This is a genomic window from Ferrovibrio sp. MS7 (genome assembly GCF_038404985.1).
Classification (GTDB): Bacteria; Pseudomonadota; Alphaproteobacteria; order Ferrovibrionales; family Ferrovibrionaceae; genus Ferrovibrio; species Ferrovibrio plantarum.
In genome coordinates this window covers 1,494,338-1,514,573 of sequence record NZ_JBBKBA010000001.1, presented here as the reverse complement: position 1 = coordinate 1,514,573, position 20,236 = coordinate 1,494,338, and the positions used below count along the sequence as shown (strand labels likewise).

At 64.5% G+C, this 20,236-nt stretch carries 20 protein-coding genes; 14 read left to right on the top strand and 6 right to left on the bottom strand.

Annotation, left to right across the window (positions count from 1 at the left end; genetic code table 11):
• Positions 1-157: 157 nt before the first annotated feature.
• Positions 158-823, bottom strand: a complete 666-nt coding sequence (locus V6B08_RS07240) for a LolA family protein (RefSeq protein ID WP_341979141.1) — start codon at positions 821-823, stop codon at positions 158-160.
• An 82-nt stretch (positions 824-905) separates the two neighbouring features.
• On the opposite strand from V6B08_RS07240, the gene V6B08_RS07235 reads away from it, so the two are divergent.
• From V6B08_RS07235 to V6B08_RS07215, 5 genes are all read left to right on the top strand, one after another.
• Positions 906-1,229 (top strand): YbjQ family protein, encoded by a 324-nt coding sequence (locus tag V6B08_RS07235; protein ID WP_341979139.1) that lies wholly within the window; start codon positions 906-908, stop codon positions 1,227-1,229.
• A 78-nt stretch (positions 1,230-1,307) separates the two neighbouring features.
• On the top strand, positions 1,308-1,952 hold the full coding sequence (locus V6B08_RS07230) for a TetR/AcrR family transcriptional regulator (protein WP_341979137.1): 645 nt from the start codon (positions 1,308-1,310) through the stop codon (positions 1,950-1,952).
• A gap of 17 nt (positions 1,953-1,969) precedes the next feature.
• The gene (locus tag V6B08_RS07225; protein ID WP_341979135.1) at positions 1,970-2,866 is read left to right on the top strand and encodes an alpha/beta fold hydrolase; all 897 of its coding nucleotides are present in this window, start codon (positions 1,970-1,972) and stop codon (positions 2,864-2,866) included.
• 85 nt (positions 2,867-2,951) lie between these two features.
• Complete coding sequence (locus tag V6B08_RS07220; RefSeq protein ID WP_341979134.1) at positions 2,952-4,484, top strand: hypothetical protein; 1,533 nt, start codon at positions 2,952-2,954, stop codon at positions 4,482-4,484.
• Positions 4,485-4,557: 73 nt separating this feature from the next.
• On the top strand, positions 4,558-5,640 hold the full coding sequence (locus V6B08_RS07215; protein WP_341979133.1) for a Kelch repeat-containing protein: 1,083 nt from the start codon (positions 4,558-4,560) through the stop codon (positions 5,638-5,640).
• Between the two features lie 196 nt (positions 5,641-5,836).
• Here V6B08_RS07215 and rpsA read toward each other — a convergent pair whose 3' ends face one another.
• Entirely contained in the window at positions 5,837-7,561 is a 1,725-nt protein-coding gene (rpsA, locus tag V6B08_RS07210; RefSeq protein WP_341979131.1) for a 30S ribosomal protein S1, read from the bottom strand.
• A 145-nt stretch (positions 7,562-7,706) separates the two neighbouring features.
• Positions 7,707-8,366 carry a (d)CMP kinase gene (gene cmk / locus V6B08_RS07205; protein ID WP_341979129.1) on the bottom strand — a complete coding sequence of 220 codons (660 nt, stop codon included), beginning with the start codon at positions 8,364-8,366 and terminating at the stop codon, positions 7,707-7,709.
• 304 nt (positions 8,367-8,670) lie between these two features.
• On the opposite strand from cmk, the gene V6B08_RS07200 reads away from it, so the two are divergent.
• Genes V6B08_RS07200 through V6B08_RS07190 form a run of 3 tightly spaced genes read left to right on the top strand, consistent with a single transcriptional unit; the run spans position 8,671 to position 13,006 of the window.
• Positions 8,671-10,764, top strand: a complete 2,094-nt coding sequence (locus V6B08_RS07200; protein WP_341979127.1) for a methyl-accepting chemotaxis protein — start codon at positions 8,671-8,673, stop codon at positions 10,762-10,764.
• 27 nt (positions 10,765-10,791) lie between these two features.
• Complete coding sequence (locus tag V6B08_RS07195; protein ID WP_341979125.1) at positions 10,792-11,292, top strand: chemotaxis protein CheW; 501 nt, start codon at positions 10,792-10,794, stop codon at positions 11,290-11,292.
• A 25-nt stretch (positions 11,293-11,317) separates the two neighbouring features.
• Positions 11,318-13,006 (top strand): sensor histidine kinase, encoded by a 1,689-nt coding sequence (locus tag V6B08_RS07190; RefSeq protein WP_341979124.1) that lies wholly within the window; start codon positions 11,318-11,320, stop codon positions 13,004-13,006.
• Positions 13,007-13,012: 6 nt separating this feature from the next.
• On the opposite strand, the gene V6B08_RS07185 is transcribed toward V6B08_RS07190, so the two are convergent.
• The gene (locus V6B08_RS07185) at positions 13,013-13,849 is read right to left on the bottom strand and encodes a substrate-binding periplasmic protein (RefSeq protein ID WP_341979123.1); all 837 of its coding nucleotides are present in this window, start codon (positions 13,847-13,849) and stop codon (positions 13,013-13,015) included.
• A gap of 96 nt (positions 13,850-13,945) precedes the next feature.
• Here V6B08_RS07185 and V6B08_RS07180 point away from each other — a divergent pair, with 96 nt between their 5' ends.
• Complete coding sequence (locus V6B08_RS07180) at positions 13,946-14,860, top strand: EamA family transporter (protein WP_341979121.1); 915 nt, start codon at positions 13,946-13,948, stop codon at positions 14,858-14,860.
• 24 nt (positions 14,861-14,884) lie between these two features.
• Here V6B08_RS07180 and V6B08_RS07175 read toward each other — a convergent pair whose 3' ends face one another.
• On the bottom strand, positions 14,885-16,174 hold the full coding sequence (locus tag V6B08_RS07175; protein ID WP_341979119.1) for an NCS2 family permease: 1,290 nt from the start codon (positions 16,172-16,174) through the stop codon (positions 14,885-14,887).
• 169 nt (positions 16,175-16,343) lie between these two features.
• Here V6B08_RS07175 and V6B08_RS07170 point away from each other — a divergent pair, with 169 nt between their 5' ends.
• Complete coding sequence (locus tag V6B08_RS07170; protein WP_341979117.1) at positions 16,344-17,072, top strand: SDR family NAD(P)-dependent oxidoreductase; 729 nt, start codon at positions 16,344-16,346, stop codon at positions 17,070-17,072.
• Between the two features lie 42 nt (positions 17,073-17,114).
• Complete coding sequence (locus V6B08_RS07165) at positions 17,115-17,630, top strand: 2,4'-dihydroxyacetophenone dioxygenase family protein (protein WP_341979116.1); 516 nt, start codon at positions 17,115-17,117, stop codon at positions 17,628-17,630.
• Here V6B08_RS07165 and V6B08_RS07160 read toward each other — a convergent pair.
• The gene (locus tag V6B08_RS07160) at positions 17,627-18,487 is read right to left on the bottom strand and encodes an MBL fold metallo-hydrolase (protein WP_341979115.1); all 861 of its coding nucleotides are present in this window, start codon (positions 18,485-18,487) and stop codon (positions 17,627-17,629) included. The genes V6B08_RS07165 and V6B08_RS07160 overlap by 4 nt on opposite strands.
• A gap of 80 nt (positions 18,488-18,567) precedes the next feature.
• Between V6B08_RS07160 and V6B08_RS07155 the strand changes: the two genes are divergently transcribed.
• From V6B08_RS07155 to V6B08_RS07145, 3 genes are read left to right on the top strand one after another with little or no spacing between them, the layout of a single operon-like run.
• The gene (locus tag V6B08_RS07155; protein WP_341979113.1) at positions 18,568-18,897 is read left to right on the top strand and encodes an ArsR/SmtB family transcription factor; all 330 of its coding nucleotides are present in this window, start codon (positions 18,568-18,570) and stop codon (positions 18,895-18,897) included.
• Position 18,898: 1 nt separating this feature from the next.
• Positions 18,899-19,432 (top strand): rhodanese-like domain-containing protein, encoded by a 534-nt coding sequence (locus tag V6B08_RS07150; RefSeq protein ID WP_341979111.1) that lies wholly within the window; start codon positions 18,899-18,901, stop codon positions 19,430-19,432.
• Between the two features lie 4 nt (positions 19,433-19,436).
• A complete protein-coding gene (locus V6B08_RS07145; protein ID WP_341979109.1) occupies positions 19,437-20,228 on the top strand; it encodes a sulfite exporter TauE/SafE family protein in 792 nt (263 codons plus the stop codon).
• The last annotated feature ends 8 nt before the right edge of the window (positions 20,229-20,236 follow it).

Genomic DNA, 20,236 nt, shown 5'->3' with positions numbered 1-20,236 from the left:
TAGCAGCCTCCGCTGCCGCCGCAACCTCTGCCGGGCCTTGCGAATCCGGGTTTTAGACGAAAGTTCCAGGAATGGTCCCACCCCTGCCGGGGCGCGGCCCGGGGCCCGGGGCCCGGGCGGAGGTATTGCAAAATGTAACGTCGTTGTCGAAAAAAGTTTACCGGCGGCGCTGCAATTCGCGGAGCTGGGCCGGCCGCATGCCATAGCGGAAAAGGCTCTCCGGCAGGGTCGGATTGAGGTCCAGGCTGGAGAGCGAAACCGTGGTGGTGTTGCCCTGGGCATCGAGCACCGTCCAGCCGGTGAAGCCGAGCGGCTTGTCGGCGAAGGCCAGCACCAGGCTGCCATCGCCCTGCTTGCCGGCTTCCGCAAGCGTCACCCGCAGGGCGGCAGCGCCGCGCTCCAGCCGCGTTACCGCCAGCTTGGGGTCATCGAAGCTGACCTGGTCGCGGACCAGGATGTCGAGCGGCGTGGTGCCGAGCGGCAGTCGGTCGACCGACTTGAGCTGACGGTCTTCCATGGTGATGTAACTGCCATCCGACACGATCAGCAACGGCGCCGGCGGATCGTATTCGAAGCGGAAGCGGCCCGGTCGCTGCATGGCGATCAGGCCCTCGCTGGCACTGCCATCGGGGCCGATCTGCAGGAAGCGGCCCATCAGGCTGCGGATGCCGTTGAAATACGCTGCAAGCCGCGCCAATTCCGCCTTTTCCGCATCCGAGAACTTGGCGCCCTGCGCCAGGACGGCGCGCGGCAGCAGGGCGGCAAGGCCGGTAAGGCAGGCGGCGCCAAGCAGCGCGCGGCGGGTCGTGCGTTCAGCGTTCATGGCCTTGGCTTTAAAGCCCGGGGATGGCGAAATCAAGGCAGGCGATGCTAGTCTTGCTGTCAGCATCGAGGAGGAACCCGCCATGATCCTGACCACTACCGACAGCGTCGAAGGCAAGCGCATCACCGCCTATCTCGGCGTCGTCTCGGGCGAGACCGTGATGGGCACCAACCTGTTCAAGGATTTCTTCGCCGGCGTGCGCGACATCGTCGGCGGCCGCACCAAGAGCTATGAGGGCGTGCTCGGTGACGCCAAGCAGGAGGCGCTGCAGGATCTGGCCGAGAAGGCCAAGAAACTTGGCGCCGATGCCGTGGTCGGCATCGACCTGGATTACGAGGCGATCAGCGGCAACGACCGTACCCTGCTGATGGTGACGGCCAACGGGACCGCCGTTAAACTCGGCTAACTCATTATTTTCTATTAATTTTTTCCCTATACTGGGATTTTTCTTGTCAGCTTTACGACCGTTCGTTAAATTGAGATCATGTCCGTTGCCATCCTCACCACCCGCGACCGCATCTTGAATGCTGCGCTGATCGAAGCCAGCCTGGAAGGCCTGCGCGGTCTGTCGCTCGGCCGTCTGGCCGGCCTGCTGGGGTTAAGCAAACCCGGCGTGGTGCTGCCGTTCGGCAACAAGCAGGGCCTGCAGATGGCCGTGCTGGAAGCGGCGATGGCGCGTTTCACCACCGCCGTGTTCACCCCGAGCCTGCAGGCGCCGCGCGGCCTGCCGCGCCTAGTTGCCATCTTTCGCTACTGGCTTGATTGGGTCGAGACCGCCGATGGCCTGCCCGGCGGCTGCCCGCTGATTCCGGCGATGCGCGAATGGGACGACCTGCCCGGCCCGCTGCAGGACCGGCTGCGCGACAGCCACGCGCAATGGGTTGGCACGCTGGAGGAATTCGTCCGCCGCGCGATGCGCCAGGGCCATCTCGACAATGCCGGCGATCCCGGCCTGATCGCCTTCCAGCTTTACGGCCTGATCCTGGAAGCGCAGCAGCATGCCCGCCTGCTGCACGATGCCGCTTGGCGGCGCCATGCCGAAACCGCTTTTTCCCAGCTCATGGCACGTCATGGCGCTGCGCCGCTGGCTGCATTCCAGTACGCCCAAGCCTCCCCGAACAACGCCTGAGAATAAGGAGCCAGCCCATGGCCAAGACCAATCCGCTGCGTAAATTAAGCACGAACGTGCGGCAATACTTGAGCCTCGCCGCCCTGCGGCTGGGTTATCGCCTCGGTTTCACCCTTGCGCCCGGTTATGCCGCCGGACGAGCGGCGCGGATCTTCCTCACGCCACAGCGCCGTGCGCCGGCCCATCTGCCTGAACCCCAGGGTGGCGCCACGCCTTTCGAACTCGATTTCCGGGGCGGCCATCTGCGCGCCTGGAGCTGGGGTCAGGGACCGACCGTGCTGGTGGTGCATGGCTGGGAGGATGACCATCGCGGCATGACGGCGCTGATCGACCGCCTCACCTGGTCGGGCTTCCGCGTCGTGGCGCTGGACCTGCCGGGTCATGGCCGCTCCGATGGCAGGCTGGCACCGATCCCGCAGCTTGCCGAAGCCGTCGCAGCAGTGGCCCGCCTGGTCGGGCCGTTGGAAGCCATCGTGGCGCATTCGCTCGGCGGCACCGCCGCCATGATCGCCATGGCCGAGCTCGGCGTAACGGCCCGTCGCGCCGTGATCCTCGCCTCGCCCAATCACCCGGAACATTTCGCGCGCGGCATTGCCGGCTTCATCGGCCTGAACGAAGCCAGCTTCCAACGCATGCGGCTCGCCATCGAAAGCCTGGCCGGCCGCCCGATGCAGGCGCTGCACCTGCCGCCGCTGCTGCGCCGCCTGAACCTGCCAGCGCTGTTCCTGCATGACCGGGCCGACCGCGTGGTGCCGCTGCAGCACAGCCGCGACAATGCCGATGCCTGGCGTGGCGCGCGGCTGGAAATCCTCGAAGGCCTGGGACACCGCCGCATCCTGAGCGATCCCGCCAACATCGAACGGGTGCGTGCCTTCGTCGCCGGGGAAGCCCCGATGGCCGAGCGCGCCGCCTGAAGCAACGCTCGTATCAAGCAGTAGTTGCATAGATAACTGACAATTCGGACTCGGCAGCGCGGCGGTTTCGGCTTAAGACGGTGGCATGAATGTTACCGCCGCACCCGCCTCGCAAGGGCCCCTGATCGTCTGCGAGAATACCGAAGAGCTCTACAGTCCGCGTGGCCGCGCCGCCGTGGCTCGGGCTGCCGCCGATTACCTGGAGGAGAACAAGCTCACCGCGCTTGAGCTGCTGTCCTCCAGCGAACAGGCGCGCATGGTGGTGAACAGCGACACGCTGTTCGGCGCCCTGGTACAACGCGTCGCCATCGCGCAGGCCCAGGCGCTGAAGCAAGGCGTGCGCGACCGCGTCAACAAGCTCACCGCCCTGCTCAACGGCGCTGTGACCCAGACGCAGCAATTCGAGAAACGATTGCCGCCGCCGCCGGTGGATGCCGCCGGCCTCTCGAAACTGGCGCAGGGCGATCCGCTCTATGGCGAGCGCATCGCCTTCGCCGCCCTGACCCGCCATCTGGCCTTCACCCGTGGCTGGATCGAGAAAGCGGAACGCTGCTTCCTGTTGATCGGCAACCCGCAGCGGCCCGCCGCCGATGCCGCCGCGCTGCATATCCTGGATGCCGCGCTGGCGGAAATCCTGCTCGCGCGTACCGGCGTGCCGGAACTGATGGGCAAGGCGCGCAACCCGCTGCACCGCATCGCACAGCTGCTCGCGCTGCTAGACGAGCGCTTTGCCTTGCCGGCGGATGAACCGGTGACCGAGCTGGCCGAAAAACTGACCAAGCTGATGCATGGTCAGCCGATGTCGGCCCTGCGCGACGCCGTGCTGCAGCTCATCCGCCGCCTGCTCGATAGTTCGATCCCCTTCCTTTCCGACGAGCCGAACGAGGAATTCCGTGCCACCCGGCTGGTCTACGAGACGCTGACGCGCGACCAGGCCCTGGCGGTGGAAATCGGTGTTGCCGACCGCATGGAAACCCGCATGAAGCGGCTGGTGACGCGGGAAAATCTCGCCCGCCTGATCCAGGGTATCTATGCCGGCCCGAAGCTGATGCAGGCGCTGATGCTGTATGAACAGACCATCGGCGAAGGCGCACGCGACATCCTGCTGAAATTCGTGCTCTACATGGCCGAGCACCGTGATCTGGCGAAGGATTTCGCCGATCCCTCGACCAGCCAGGCCGAGAAACTGGAAATGGCCGGGGCGATTCGCGACAAGCTGAGCACTGCTGGCCTGCCCGACCACCGCCGCGAAAAGCTCACCGAGCTGATCGACCACCTGATCGGCACCATCAAGGCCGGCGAGCAGCGCCGCGCACCACGCACCATCTGCGGCCCCGAGGATCATGTCGTCGTCGAGACCATGAAGGTGCCGCTGAAGAACTGGAGCGCGATGGGCCTGCTGTTCGGCCCGGTGAGCGCCACGCTCGCCACCGGCGAGAAGCTGCGCCTCACGGTGCGGATCAAGAATCCGAAAATCCAGATTGCCTTCGAGGCCGAGGCGGAAGTGATGCGCGCCGCCCAGGACGGCATGATCGCGGTGAAATATGTCTGCCACGACCGCCAGATCGCCAAGATGATCCAGCAATATTTCGACCCCGTCGGCGCTGCCAAGGGCTGAGGCATAGAATCCCCCTTCCAGCTATCCGGCGGCTCGCATAGCCTTCCCCGACGCGACTCTCCGGGAGGATATGATGATCAAGCGCAGGAACCTGCTGGCCGGCCTCGGCGCCGCCGCCTTTGCCATGCCGGCCCTCGCCGGCCGCGCCTGGGCACAGCATGCCGGCCACGGCCCGATGTTCGAGCGGCTGGACCGGCCTGGCCGCATCCCGGTGCCGGAGGTGGCGCAGGAGCAGCGCGTTACCGACAGCCCGGCACCGAAAGCCGCCAACCCGGGCCGCTGGGTGGAACGCGCGCCGCTGCCGCTGCCGCGCAGTGAGATGGCCTGGGCCACTGTGCTCGAAAATAAGATGCATATTGTCGGCGGCTATGGCGAACAGCGTGTCGACCGCCCCTATCACCATGCCTACGACCAGGCCGCCGACCGCTGGATCGACGCGCCGCTGCTGCCGCGCGGCGCCAACCATGTCGGCGTCGCGGTGCTGGATGGCAAACTCTATGCCATCGGCGGATTCGTTGAGCAGAACCGCAAGCCGGACAATCTCTGCTTCGTGTTCGAGAACAATGCCTGGCGCAGCATTGCACCACTACCGCAGCCTTTCGCGGCGATTGCCTGCGTCGCGCTGGCGGGCCGCATCCATGCCATCGGTGGTGCCATCGGCGATACTTTCGAGACCAAGAAATCGGTCGACTGGCATTGGGCCTACGACCCCAAGGCCAACAAATGGGAGAGCGCCGCGCCGCTGCCCACTGCCCGCGACCATACCGGCACGCTTGTCGCCAATGGCGTGGTGCATGTGATCGGTGGCCGCGTCGACAGCTTCCATACCAATTCCAACCTGCACCACACCTATGATGCCAAGGAGGACCGCTGGCGCATGCGCAACCCGCTGCCCACCGCGCGGTCCGGCCATGGCGCCGTGCTGTACCGGAACCAGATTTTCATCATGGGCGGCGAAGGCACCAACCGCGTGTTCGGCCAGAACGAGGCTTATGACCTCAGCACCGACCGCTGGCAGGCCTATGCGCCAATGCCGACGCCGCGCCATGGCCTCGGCGCCGTGGCGATCGGCGACTATATCCATGTCGCCGGCGGCGGCGCGGTGATGGGCGGCGGCGTGCAGAGCGCCGTGCATGAAGCGTTTACGCTGGGCTAGGCGCTTTCCGCCCCCCATTCTGCCGCCTCCATATCGTCATGCCCGGCCTTGAGCCGGGCATCTTTTTCCAATTGGCCTGAGATGCGCGGATCAAGTCCGCGCATGACGATTGGAATGGCAATCCCAAATAAAGAAAAACCCCGGCGGATCGCTCCGCCGGGGTTTCTCGTGAAACAGGGTTGAGGGAGCCGCTTACTTAAGCGGCGTCCTCGTCCTTCTTCTTGCGCATGGCGGCGCCCAGGATGTCGCCGAGCGAAGCGCCCGAATCCGCGGAGCCATACTGCTCCATGGCTTCGCGCTCTTCCTCGATCTCGCGCGCCTTCACCGACAGGCTCAGCTTGCGCGCCTTGCCGTCGATGGTGACGATCTTGGCGTCCAGCTTGTCGCCGACCGAGAAGCGGTCCGGGCGCTGCTCGTCGCGGTCACGCGACAGCTCGGCCTTGCGGATGTAGCCCTGCACGCCGTCGCCGACGCTGACCGTGATGCCGCGCGGATCCACCGCCACCACCGTGGAGGTGACGACGTCGCCCTTCTTCAGGCTGCCGAGCGACTGGAACGGATCGTTGGCGAGCTGCTTGATGCCGAGGGAGATACGCTCCTTCTCGGTATCCACGTCCAGCACCTGCGCCTTGACGATCTGGCCCTTCTGGTACTCCTTGATGGCCTCTTCGCCCGCCTTGTTCCAGTCGAGGTCGGAGAGATGCACCATGCCGTCGACCTGGCCGTCGAGACCGATGAACAGACCGAATTCGGTGATGTTCTTGATCTCGCCCTCGATGACCGAGCCGATCGGATGCTTGTCGGCGAAGGCGTCCCAAGGATTGGCGAGGCACTGCTTCAGGCCCAGGCTGATGCGGCGCTTGGCCGGATCGACCTCGAGGATCATCACTTCCACTTCCTGAGAGGTGGAGACGATCTTGCCCGGATGCACGTTCTTCTTGGTCCAGCTCATTTCGGACACGTGCACCAGACCTTCCACGCCCGGCTCCAGCTCCACGAAGGCGCCGTAGTCGGTGATGTTGGTGACGCGACCGATGAACTTCGCGGTGACCGGATACTTGGACTTCACGCCCTCCCACGGATCCGCCTCGAGCTGCTTCATGCCGAGCGAGATGCGCTGGGTTTCCGGATTGACGCGGATCACCTGCACCTTGACGGTCTGGCCGATGGTCAGCACCTCGGACGGGTGATTGACGCGGCGCCACGCGATGTCGGTGACATGCAGCAGGCCGTCGACGCCGCCGAGATCAACGAACGCACCGTAATCGGTGATGTTCTTGACCACGCCGTCGAGCACCTGGCCTTCCTTGAGGTTCGACACCAGTTCCGAACGGGCCTCGGCGCGGCTCTCTTCGAGCACGGCGCGGCGCGACACCACGATATTGCCGCGGCGGCGATCCATCTTGAGGATCTGGAACTGCATCGGATGGCCCATGAGCGGGCCGACATCGCGCACCGGGCGCACATCGACCTGGCTGCCGGGCAGGAAGGCGACCGCGCCGGACAGGTCGACGGTGAAACCGCCCTTGACCTTGCCGAACAGGATGCCTTCCACGCGCTGGTTGGCGTTGAACGCCTGCTCCAGCTTTTCCCAAGCCTCTTCGCGGCGGGCCTTGTCGCGGCTGATCACCGCTTCGCCCATCGCGTTTTCGATGCGCTCGAGGTAGACCTCGACCACGTCACCGACCTTGATCTCGGCCTGCTGGCCGGGACCGGCGAATTCCTTGATCGAGATGCGGCCTTCGCACTTGAGGCCCACATCGATCAGAGCGAAATCATTCTCGATCGAAACCACCACGCCCTTGACCACGGAACCTTCCATGGAATTGGACGTGCTGAACGATTCATCGAGCAGGGCAGCAAAATTTTCGACTTCCATCGGCTCGACCTGAACGGCCGCCGCGGCGCTACGTTTAGCCATATTGTCTCCTGAGGTCCCCGTGGGCTGGTGCCTGCCGGCGGCCCCGGGGACATATGGTCCTGGAGGCTGCGCCGCGGGGGATGCAGGCGGGTCCGGCGCTGACGCTAGAGCGGCGGGAGGTTGGATGGATCGCCCGGGGCGGGCGTCAGCGCCCCAGGACCCGGGCGACAATCTGAGCTGCCGCCTCGGCGGCGGCATCTATAGCCAAATACGAGGTATCGAGCAAGTGGGCATCCACCGCCGGTTTAAGCGGTGCGGTGGCGCGGGAACTGTCCTGGGCATCGCGCCGGCGCAAGTCCTCCAGCACCTGCTCGAAGGCAATATTGCCGCCTTTCTCGAGCAATTCCTTGTGCCGGCGGCCGGCACGGACCTCGTCGCTGGCGGTAACGAACAGCTTCACCGGTGCATCGGGGCAGACCACGGTGCCGATATCACGGCCATCCAGCACAGCGCCCTTCTCACCACCCGGCGGGTGGGCGGCATAGCGGCGCTGGTAATCCAGCAGGGCGGCCCGCACGCCGGGAATGGACGCCACCTTGGACGCTGCGAGGCCCACCGCCTCGGCCCGCAGGTCAGGCGCGGTCAGGTCATCGGCAGTAAGGTTTTCTGCGGCTTTCGTGGCAAAATCCGCATCCGCAGGATCGCCGCCAAGCCGCAGAACCTTGGAGCCTACGGCACGGTAAAGCGCACCGGTATCCAGATAGGCGTAGCCGAAACGAGCCGCCAGAAGCCGTGCCAGGGTGCCCTTGCCGGCGGCAACGGGGCCATCGATTGCGATCACGAAGCTGGTCATTGGGCCGGTCATTGGGCTGTTCATGGCGGATGTATTAGCGTAAGGCGCAACTTCTGCCTAGGCATGCACCAGATGCATGACTGCCCGTCAGAGTTTGCAATTGCGAGATGATCTTTGCTCGGTCATTTTCCGCCCCGTCCACAACCGTTGCTCGGGCAGATCGCCCGCATGGCGAGTGGCCGTCTCCCGCGGGAAGGGGGGCGCATATACCGTCGATGAGGGCCTCGCATGTTACCGGCGCCGCCCAGCACATCATCGGCTCTCCACTCTAGTCTCTATTGAGGCCTGCTGGCTGCCCGGCAGGCAGGGGGTAGCTATGCGCCTATTGTCCCGTTTCAACATCGGTGTCCGTATTTTCATCGTGCTCGGCCTGCTGGTCGCCCTGACTGTCGGGGTCGGCGCCATGGGCGTGAATGGCCTCGACCGCTACGAAGAACAGTCGAACGCCATGTCGAGCGTTTCCGAGCGCGCCATGCTCAGCCTCAAGATGAATGCGGTGATCACCGCCATCGTCGGCGACACCCGCGGCGTCTACACCGCGCGCAATCAGCAAGAAATGAAGAGCGCCAATGCCGACCTGCGCCAGCATATCAAGGAAGCCGAGGAGTTGATCGCGCTGTGGGAAAATAAGGTGCCGGTGGAATCGCGCCAAGCCTTTACCGACCAGGTGAAGGCGCCGATCGCCGCCTTCATCAAGAGCCGCCAGCAGATTGCCCGCGTCGCCGAACTGGACAGCATCATCACCGCCCAGCTCGAGGCGGATCGCGAGGATTACCGCGAGCTGCGCCAGAATATCCTCAATACCCTGGTAACGGTGAGCGACCGCAACGCCAAGGCAGCAGGCGACATGAATGACGCGCTGACCGTGTTCTACAACCAGCAGCGCCCGGTAATGATCTGGGGCAGCATCGCCGGCCTGGTTATCGTGCTCGCGCTGGCGTTGTTCATCGTGATTGCCACCATCACCCGCCCGATCACCGGCATCACCGCCGCGATGCGCCAGCTTGCCACCGGCGACCTGGAAACCCGCATCAATGGCGCCGAGCGCCGCGATGAAATCGGCGCCATGGCCAAGGCCGTCGGCGTGTTCAAGGACAACATGGTAGCCCGTGCCGAGGCGGAAGCGCAGATCGAAGCCCAGCGCAAGAGCGACGAGCAGTCCCGCGCCGAGCGTGAGGCGCGCGAGAAGGCCGCCATCGCCGAGATCAGCCAGCTCTGCGACCGCATTGCCGCCGGCGACCTCAACAGCCGCCTGGACGAAGCCGGCAAGGATGGCTTCCTGCTCACCATGAGCCAGCAGCTCAACAGCCTGGCCGGGATGCTGCAGACCATGACCGGTGAACTGGCCACCATCACCGGCGCCATGGCCGAAGGCGACCTGAGCCGCACCGTGAACGGCGACTATGCCGGCGTGTTCGGTGAGCTGAAGCAGAGCGTCAACGGCATGTCCTCGACGCTGCGCGACTTTGCCGGCCAGCTTGGTCAGGCCTCCCACGCGGTGCGCGATGCCTCCGCCGAAATCTCCGCCGGCAGCCAGGATCTGGCCAGCCGCACCGAGGCGCAGGCGGCAAATATCGAGGAAACCGCCGCCTCGATGCAGGAGATCACCGCAACCGTGAAGCAGAATGCCGAGAATGCCCAGGCCGCCAACCAGCTCGCCACCACGGCGCGCGAAACGGCGAACAAGGGCGGCGGCATTGTCGGCGAGGCGGTGCAGGCGATGGGCCGCATCGAAGACAGCGCCCGCAAGATTTCCGAAATCATGACCCTGATCGACGAAATTGCCTTCCAGACCAACCTGCTGGCACTGAACGCTTCCGTGGAAGCGGCGCGCGCCGGCGAAGCCGGCAAGGGTTTTGCGGTGGTGGCGCAGGAAGTGCGCAGCCTGGCGCAGCGTTCCGCCGGCGCCTCGAAGGAAATCAAGTCGCTGATCAACGAGTCGAACGGCCAGGTGCGCCAGGGCGCCAGCCTGGTGCAGCAGGCCGGCACCAGCCTGGAAGACATTGTCGGCGCGGTGAAGAAAGTGGCTGACATCGTCGGTGAAATCGCCGCCGCCAGCCAGGAACAGGCCGTGGGCCTGGAGCAGATCAACACCGCCGTTGCCGGCATGGATGAAACCACCCAGCGCAATGGCGCCCTGGTTGAAGAAACCTCGGCCGCCGCACAGCAGCTCGCCACCCAGGCCGAGCAGCTTTCCGGCCTGGTGGCCTTCTTCCGCGTCGACACCAAGCCGCAGGCCGCCCGTCCCGCCGCCAATGACCGCAAGCCGGTTCTGGCTCCGGTTGCCGGCAGCAAGCCCGCAGGCACCAGGACCGCAACCAAGCCCGCCGCGAAGCCGGCGCTGAAGCTTGCCGGCAACACGGCGGTCAAGGCCGATGCCGAAGGCGATGCCGCGTGGACTGAGTTCTGAGCAGAATCGGTTCTGAGGAGAACGACCATGAACGCTCTTGCGACCAATGCCCCCGCCCCCCTGCTCGCCAGTTTCACCGGCGACTCCCCGCGCGACTTCCTGGCCTTCACCGTCGCCACAGAGAGCTATGCGCTCGATATCCTGACGGTACGCGAGATCCGTGGCTGGACAGCGGAGAACCCGCTGCCCAACTGCCCGGCGCATGTGCGCGGTGTGATCAACCTGCGCGGCGAAGTCGTGCCGATCTATGATCTGCGCTTGCGGCTGGGGGCCACGGCAACACCGCCGACGCCCAGCCATGTGGTGATCGTGATTGCCGCCGCTGCCGGTACCTATGGCCTGCTGGTTGACACGGTTTCCGATATACTGTCGCTGGCGCCCGGCGATCTGCAGCCGGTGCCGCAGACAGGGCTCGGCAGCGATCATGCCTTCCTCGCCGCCCTGGCGACGCGCGGCGAGCAGATGGTATCGATCCTGGATCCGGACCGCCTGCTCGGCGCATCAGCGGTGGAAGCAATCGCTGCATAGTCAGTAGCGACGTTGGGGGACGACGATGATCCGGAAACTGCGCCGTCTCTGGCTGGCCCCCCGTGCCGCGGTCATCGTCTTCACTACCCTGGTGGTTGCCAGCATCTGGATCACTACGGCGCAACGCATGGCTGCCACCTACGACCAGATCCGGCATGATGCTGAGAATGAGTTGTTCGGCGCCCAGAAGGCGCTGCAGGCGCATCTGCGAAAGACGCTGGAAAATGCCCAGGTGATGCTGGCCGGCATCGACCACATGCTGGGCCGTGACGCAAATACAATGGCCGACATCGAAAACCTGATGGCACGCCTGCAAGGTTTCGACGACGAACCGATCGAACTTGGCCTGATCGGCAGAGATCAGAAACTATGGCGGCTCGGCGATCCACGCGAAAGCGCCATTGATGTCAGCGACCGCGAATACATGCGCGCCATGACCGGTGCGCAGCCGGGTTACCTGCACATCTCTGCGGTGCGCAGCAGCCGCGTCTCTGGTCGCCCGGTGATCACCCTGACCATGCGCACCTCCGCCAATAGCCATGGCGTCGAAGTATTGCTGGCCGCCGTGCCAGTGGCGCATTTCCGTGACGCCTACAGTGATTTCCTGATCTCGGCACCGACCTATCTCGGCATCGCGCGGCAGGATGGCCTGGTGCTGTTCACCGCCAATGAGGAACGCAACCTGATCGGTGCCCGGATGCCAGAAGATTTCCTCGAAAACCTGCGCCAGACCAAGGGGACGAGCGGTGTAATAGAATATACCAACAGTAAGTCCGTACCGCCGATGCTGGCCGGCTACGCCATGCTGGAAAAACTGCCGGTCACCGCCTTCGTCGGCGTTGAACTCCAGGACCTCAAGGCCAAATGGCAGCGTCAGATTGTATTGCCGCTGGTGCTCGGCAGCATCGCCACGCTGCTGACTTTGGGTTTCCTGATGCTGATCCTGGCCCTGCTGCGCCGGCGCGATGCAGAAGCCGCACGGGTGCGCTGGGCACTGAACCGGGCCGAGGCGGCGAACGAGGCCAAGCGGCATTTCATGGCCCGCATGAGCCACGAATTGCGCACACCGCTGAATGCCATTCTGGGGTTTTCCGAAATCATCGCCGGCGGCATGCTGGGAAGCTTGAGCGACACCTACAAACGCTATGGCCAGGACATTCACCGCAGCGGCGAACATCTGCTCGGGCTGGTGAACCAGGTGCTGCAGATCGCCCGGCTGGAATCCCAGGCGATGCCGCTGCGCGAGGAAAACTGCGATGTGGTGCGGGCGGTAAACGAGGCGGTGGATCTGGTCCGCGCCCAGGCCGCAGCGCGGCAATTGCAGATCGGCATTGGCGATATGCCGGCAGCGGCGCTGAAGGCCGATCCTTTGCTGCTGCGCCAGATGCTGCTTAACCTGCTCAGCAACGCGATCAAGTATACCGAGTCCGGCGGCTCCATCGTGGTATCGGCCCTGAAAGGACCGGAGGGCTTGAGCATCGTGGTGAGCGATACCGGGCGCGGCATCTCGCCCGATGAACGCCGCCATGTCTTCGAGCCATTCGGCCGCGCCAATGCCATGGTGGCCCGCCCAGAGGATGGCATGGGCCTCGGCCTGCCCATCGTGCGCTCGCTGATGGCTTTGCATGGCGGCCGCATTGACCTGCGCTCGGCACCGCGCCGCGGCACAGCTGCCACCTTGCGCTTTCCCCAGGGCCGCGTGCTCGCCGCCTGAACTGGACTATTCCCAGTTCAGCATAATACGGGTGATGCTGCCGTCGCTATTCATGGCATCCAGCGCGCGCTGCAGCCGTTCGGCAATGGCGGCTTTTGCCTTCGGCACCGCGATATAGCGCGCCACGCGATCGAACGGCTTGGTCAGGAAGCGGATACTGTCGCGCAGGCCCTCCTGCTGCGCCAGATAGGCCAGCGTCACGCGGTCGCCAATCACCGCATCCACCCGCTTCGCTGCCAGCATGCGCAGCAGCAGGCGGTTATCGCCGGCAGTGCTTTCCTTGCGCAGATAGGTCGCCTGATCGAAAGCCGCGCCATAAGTGTAGCCCTGCACCACGCCGATGCTGAACGGCTTGAAATCTTCCAGCGTGTCCCAATCCGGCATGCCATCTCTCGGCACCGCGAACACCGTCTCGCCATGGCGGATGGGGCCTATCATGTGGAATTTCTCGAAACGGTCCGGCCGGCCGACAAACTGGAAGGCAGCATCGATCTGGCCTAGTTCGAGCAATTGCTGCACCCGGTTCCAGGGTGCCGGCTCGAAACGCGGTTCGGCACCGGCACGGCGCACCAGGGCGGTGACGATCTCCGCGTCCATGCCCGTGACCTTGCCCTGGTCGAGCCAGTTATAGGGCGGGAAGAAGCTGTCGCAGGCGATAACCCAGGTTTCCTTGGCAGGCTGGGCCGGAGGCTGCGACCGGGCCATGTCTGGCATGCCGATCAGCGACAGCATGACCAGCATCAGTCGCCAGGTTGCTGCAGCAAGGCCGAACATGCGCTCCAATCCCCAAGGTTGCATGCCAAGCTTAACGGCATGACCGGCAAGGTCCAGCAAAATCAGCAACTTGAAATTCCCTTCAACCTGGCTTGCGGCTTTCTCATTTGCCTAATTTCGCGCCACAGCGTATCCACGGCGCACCAGCGATAAGGATGATGTGCCATGGAATGGGCCTGGATACCGATCACCATCTGGGCCGCCGCCTGCCAGACCGTGCGTACCGGCCTGCAAAAGCATCTCAAGGGCCGCCTCAGCACCAACGGCGCCAGCTTCACCCGCTTCGTCTTCGGCATGCCGCTGGCACTGATCTACCTGTTCATCGCCGCCAAGATCAGTCAGGCGCCGGTGCCCATGGCGAATAGCAGCTTCCTCGGCTGGATGCTGTTTGGCGCCGTGGCCCAGATCATCGCCACCAACCTGCTGATCCTGGCGCTGAGCTTGCGCAATTTCGTGGTCGGCACCGCCTATTCCAAGACCGAGGCGATCCAGGCGGCGATCTTCGGCGTGGTGCTGCTGGGCGAGACGATCAGCGCCGCAGGCGTGTTCGCCATCATGCTCGGCACCGTCGGCGTGATGCTGATTTCGCTGCGCGGCAGCGACGACAAGCTGCGCGCCTTCCTGCTCGGCTGGACCGAACGCTCGGCGCTGATCGGCATTGCGTCGGGCGGCTTCTTCGCCGTCTCGGCTATCGGCTTTCGCGCCGCCTCCCTCTCGCTCGAGGCCGCCAATATTCCGCTGGCCGCTGCCACTACGCTGGCCTATGCCACGGTGACGCAGACCTTGCTGATGCTGGCCTATATCGCCTGGCGCGAGCCGGGCCAGCTCCGGGCGGTTGCTGCCGCCTGGAAACCCGGCCTGATGGTGGGCATCACGTCTGCCGCAGGGTCAGCGGGCTGGTTCACCGCCATGGCGCTGCAGGTGGCGGCCTATGTCCGCATGCTGGGGCTGGTGGAGATCATCTTCACCTTCCTCATCGGCTATTTCGCCTTCCGCGAAAGGCCTAGCCCCACCGAAATCGTCGGCGTGGCGCTGCTGCTCGGCGGTATCGCCCTCAGCCTCGCCACGCACGCGATCTAAATAGCTGGCCTCAAGCCCGAGGCCTCAAGCAAAGGCCAGCTTGGCGACGAAGGCAATCGCCAGCAGGATCATCACGAAGCTGACTTCCTGGATGCGGCCGGCGAGCAGCTTCGAGACCACATAGGCGATGAAGCCCAGCGCAATGCCAGTGGCGATCGAGAAGGTCAGCGGCATGGCGATCATCGTCACCACCGCCGGGGCGTATTCGGTAACATCCTCCCAATCGATCTTCACCATGCTGCCGGCCATGACGCAGGCAACGAAGAACAAGGCCGGAGCCGTGGCGAAGGCCGGGATCGAGGTGGCCAGCGGCGCGATGAAGATCGAAAGCAGGAACAGCACCGCCACCACCACGGCGGTAAGGCCGGTGCGGCCGCCGGCGCGGATGCCGGCCGCGGATTCGATGTAGCTGGTGACGGTGGAAGTGCCGAGCGCGGCACCGACCATGCAGGCGACCGAGTCCGAGATGAAGGCCGGGCCGATGCGCTTCAGCTTGCCATCCGCATCCATCATGCCGGCGCGCGGCGCAATCGAGATCAGCGTGCCGGTATTGTCGAACAGGTCGACCATGAAGAAGGCGAAGACGATGGAAACCAGGCCGACCGAGAGCGCGCCGGGAATATCGAGCTGCAGGAAGGTCGGTCCCAGGCTCGGCGGCGCCGAAACCAGGCCGTTGAACTTGGAGACGCCGGCGATAATGCCGATCACGGTGATGGCCAGAATGGCGATCATGATCGAGCCGGGAATCTTGCGGTAATCCAGCGCCACGATCAGCACGAAACCGAGGCAGGCAAGCAGGCCGGCCGGGGCGCCGATCTTGCCCAGGGTGACGATGGTGGCAGGATGCGCCACCACGATATTGGCGTTTTCCAGGGCGATGATGGCGAGAAACAGGCCGATACCGGCGCCGATTGCCATCTTCTGGCTCATCGGGATGGCATTGACGATCTTCTCCCGGATCGGCAGCACGCTGATGATCAGGAACAGGCAGCCGGAAAGGAACACGGCGCCCAGGCCGACCTGCCAGGTGTGGCCCATGCCCAGCACCACGCCATAGGTGAAATAGGCATTCAGGCCCATGCCCGGCGCCAGCGCCACCGGATAGCGTGCCCACAGGCCCATCAAGGCACTGGCGAAGGCGGCGCTGAGGCAGGTGGCGACGAAGGCGGCGCCCTGGTCCATGCCGGCCTTGGACATGATCATCGGGTTGACGAAGATGATGTAGGCCATGGTCAGGAAGGTGGTGAGACCCGCCACCAGTTCGACCCGCACGGTGGTGCCGTTTTCCTTCAGCCGGAAATAGCTCTCAAGCATGTGATATCCCCCAAGCCTGCGCCCGGCAGCCCCCGCCACCTTCGGAGTCGCATCGCTTTCAATCACGGAACTTTAATGCGCCCCCTTGAGTCGCGCCAACTGGATTCCGCCTCGCCTTGTCGCTGCGATTCATATCTGATATGTCAGTTTAGTCTTGGGAGGGACGGGTATGGGCAGGTATTCATTCGATTTTTCCGGCCAAGTGGCGCTGGTCAGCGGCGGCAGCAGCGGCATTGGCCGGGCCATCGCCGAAGCCTTCCGCGATGCCGGGGCGCGGGTGATCGCCACACATCTGCCGGGTGAGACGCCATCCGCCAGCGGCATTGAATTCGTCGCCCTGGATGCCGGCGATCAGGCCGGCGTCGATGCCCTGGTCAGCCGTATCGGCAGCAATCCTGGCCGGCTCGACATCCTGGTGAACTGCGCCGGCATGATCCGTCGCCAGGCGGAATACGACATGGAAACCTTCCTGCGCGTGCTGGACGTAAATCTTGCCGGCACAATGCGGCTCTGCACCGCCGCGCGGCCGCTGCTGGCACGCCAGGGCGGCAGCATTGTCAACACCGCCTCGATGCTCAGTTTCTTCGGCGGCGGCCTGGTGCCGGCCTATTCGGCCAGCAAGGGCGGCGTGATGCAGCTCACCAAGTCGCTGGCGATAGCCTGGGCAGCTGAGAATATCCGCGTCAACGCCGTGGCGCCGGGCTGGATCGCGACGCCGCTGACCCAGGCGCTGCAGGACGACCCGGGCCGTTCGCAGGGCATTCTCGACCGCACGCCGATGAAACGCTGGGGCCGACCTGAGGATGTGGCGCGCGCCGTGCTGTTCCTGGCCTCCGACGCCGCCGGCTTCATCACCGGCAGCATTCTGCCGGTCGATGGCGGCTACGCTATCGCATAACGCAAGGCGCGCGGCTACGCCGTCGCTTGAGAGGGAAACATCATGACCGACGATACCAGCCGCATGCCCTACCAGTTGCCGTTTCCAAAGGAAGCGGCCAGTGAAATCGTGATCGGCAGCGTCATTCCCGAGGATGAGCGCGTCTGGGTGCCGCAGGCGGAGAATGTCTGGTTCCGGCCGCTCTGCCTGCATGCCGGCCAGGGCTACTGGGTCAACCTGCTGCGCGTGCGCCGCTCCGGCGTCTTGAGCCGCCACCGCCATCCGGCGCCGGTGCACGGCCAAGTGTTGCGCGGCAAATGGCATTACCTGGAGCATGACTGGGTGGCGGAGACCGGCTCCTACGTGTTCGAGCCGCCGGGCGAGACCCATACCCTGGTGGTGCCGGAAGATTGCCCGGAAATGATCACGCTGTTCCATATCACCGGCGCCATGATCTATGTCGATCCCTGGGGCAAGGTGATGGCCTATGAGGATGTGTTCAGCAAGATCGAGATGTGCCGCAAGCATTACACCGCCTGCGGCCTCGGCGCCGATTATGTCGACCGCTTCATCCGTTAAAGGGTGTTCACCGGCAGTTTGAGATAACGGATGCCATTCTCCGATGGCGGCGGCATCTCACCGGCGCGGATATTCACCTGCACTGAAGGCAGGATCAGCGCCGGCATGTCGAGTTTGCGGTCGCGTGCCTCGCGCATGGCAACAAAAGCCGCCTCGTCGATCCCGTCATGTACATGGACATTGCCCTGGCGCTGTGCCGCCACCGTGGTTTCCCAGGCATAAGCCTCGCGGCCCGGCGCCTTGTAGTCGTGGCACATGAACAGCCGCGTTTCCGGCGGCAGGCTGAGCAATCTGCGGATCGAACGATACAACGTGGCGGCATTGCCACCAGGAAAATCACAGCGCGCTGTGCCGTAATCAGGCATGAATAATGTGTCGCCGACGAACACAGCATCGGCAATGCGGTAGCTGACACAGGCGGGGGTATGGCCTGGCGTCGGGATCACCTCGATCTCCAGGTTGCCGAGCGGCAGCCTTTCGCCATCCTTCGCCAAATGATCAAAGGCGGAGCCATCGGTTGCCAGATCGCCGGCATCGAAGATCGGCTTGAATACCTTCTGCACCTGGGTGATGCGTTCACCGATCACAGTGCGGGCACCGGTACGGCTGCGCACCACCGGGGCGGCGGAAAGATGATCGGCATGGGCATGGGTTTCCAACGACCAGCGCACCTCAAGACCGCGCCGCTCCACCTCGGCCAGCAGCGCATCAACCGACTGGGTGTGGGTGCGGCCAGACTTGGCATCGAAATCCAGCACCGGATCAATTACCGCCGCCTGCCGCGTGGCGTCATCCCAAAGCAGGTAGGCAACCGTAAAGGTGGGTTCGTGGAAATGCGGAGAAATCTGCAGCGCCATGACGTCCTCATCTTTTCTCTTGCCAATTATATTAGATAATACTAAATTAGCAACAACTAAAATACATGGATTGCCGTACAATGCCGACCAAGCCGAACGCCGCTGCCATGGCCGAAGCCGCCCAGGAAGCCAGCCGCTTCCTGCGCCAGCTCGCCAATGAAAAGCGACTGCTTGCCCTCTGCCAATTGGTCGAGGGCGAATTGAGCGTGGGCGACCTGGCGGCGCGTGTGGAGCTTAGCCAGTCTGCCCTCTCGCAGCATCTGCAGAAGCTGCGTGATGACGGCCTGGTCGCCACGCGTCGCGACGGGCAATCCATTTATTACCACCTTGCCGATCCGAAAGTGGCGGCCCTGATCGAATTGCTCTACCGGCAATTCTGCCAGCCCGCCGGCAAATCAAAGAAGAAGTGACATGAGCCTGCAAAGCATCACTGCCGACCGCCTGAAAACCCTGATGGATGCCGGCCAGACCGTACTGATCGACATCCGCGAACCCTCCGAGCATGCCCGCGAGCATATCCTGGGTGCCCGCCTCGCCCCCCTTTCCGCCTTCGACCAGCATGACTTCGACCGCGACAAGGACAAGATCGCGGTATTCCACTGCAAGAGTGGCAATCGCACGGCAATGAATGCAGCGAAACTCGCTGCCGCCGGTTTCCGGGAAGCCTATATCCTGCAAGGCGGCCTGGATGCCTGGCGCAAGGCCGGCCTGCCATTGCATGAAAACCGCGACGCCCCCATCGACCTGATGCGCCAGGTGCAGATCACCGCTGGCAGCCTGGTCGCGCTGGGCGCATTGCTCGCCTGGCTGGTGTCGCCCTGGTTCATCATGCTTTCCGGCTTCGTCGGTGCCGGCTTGGTCTTTGCCGGCGTTACCGGCTTCTGTGGCATGGCCCGCCTGCTCGCCCTGATGCCATGGAATCGCCGCTTCTCCATACCCGCGTGACACCATGATCCTGAGCTCTGCCGCTGCCACAGGCGCCGGCGTCCTGGTTGGCCTAGTGCTGGGCGTTATCGGCAGCGGCGGCTCGATCCTGGCGGTGCCGCTGCTGCTCTATGGGGTTGGTATTTCCGATCCACACCGCGCCATCGGCACGGCGTCGCTGGCGGTGGCGGCAAGCGCCGCCCTCAGCCTGGTGCCGCATGCCCGTGCCGGCACAGTGAAATGGCCCTGCGCCAGTGTCTTTGCCGCCAGCGGCATGTTCGGTGCCGCTATCGGTGCCTGGGCCGGCCGCCAGGTGGATGGTCAGAAGCTGATTGCCCTATTTGCCCTGGCGATGCTGGCCGTTGCCGCCAACATGCTGCGCCGGCGTGCTGATGGCGGCGATCCAAACGTGCGCATCACACCGCGCATTGCCTGGCGCCTGGCCGGCCTCGGCCTGCTTGCCGGGCTTGCGGCCGGCTTCTTCGGTATCGGCGGCGGCTTCCTGATCCTGCCCGGTCTGCTGCTGGGTTCCGGCATGGCAGGACTGAATGCCGTCGGCTCCTCGCTGCTCGGCGTAGCTGCGTTCGGCCTCACCACTGCCGTCAGCTATGCCAGTGCCGGGCTGGTCGATTGGGGTATCGCCGGCCTGTTCATCCTGGGCGGCGCCATCGGCGGCTGGTTCGGCCAGGGACTGGCACAACGACTGGCACAGCGCCGAGGCCTACTGACCCGGCTATTCGCCGCCATACTGGTGCTGGTGGCGGCCTACATGCTCTACCGCAGCGCGATGCTTCATTTCGGGAACGTGATGTTCTAAGGTCCGCG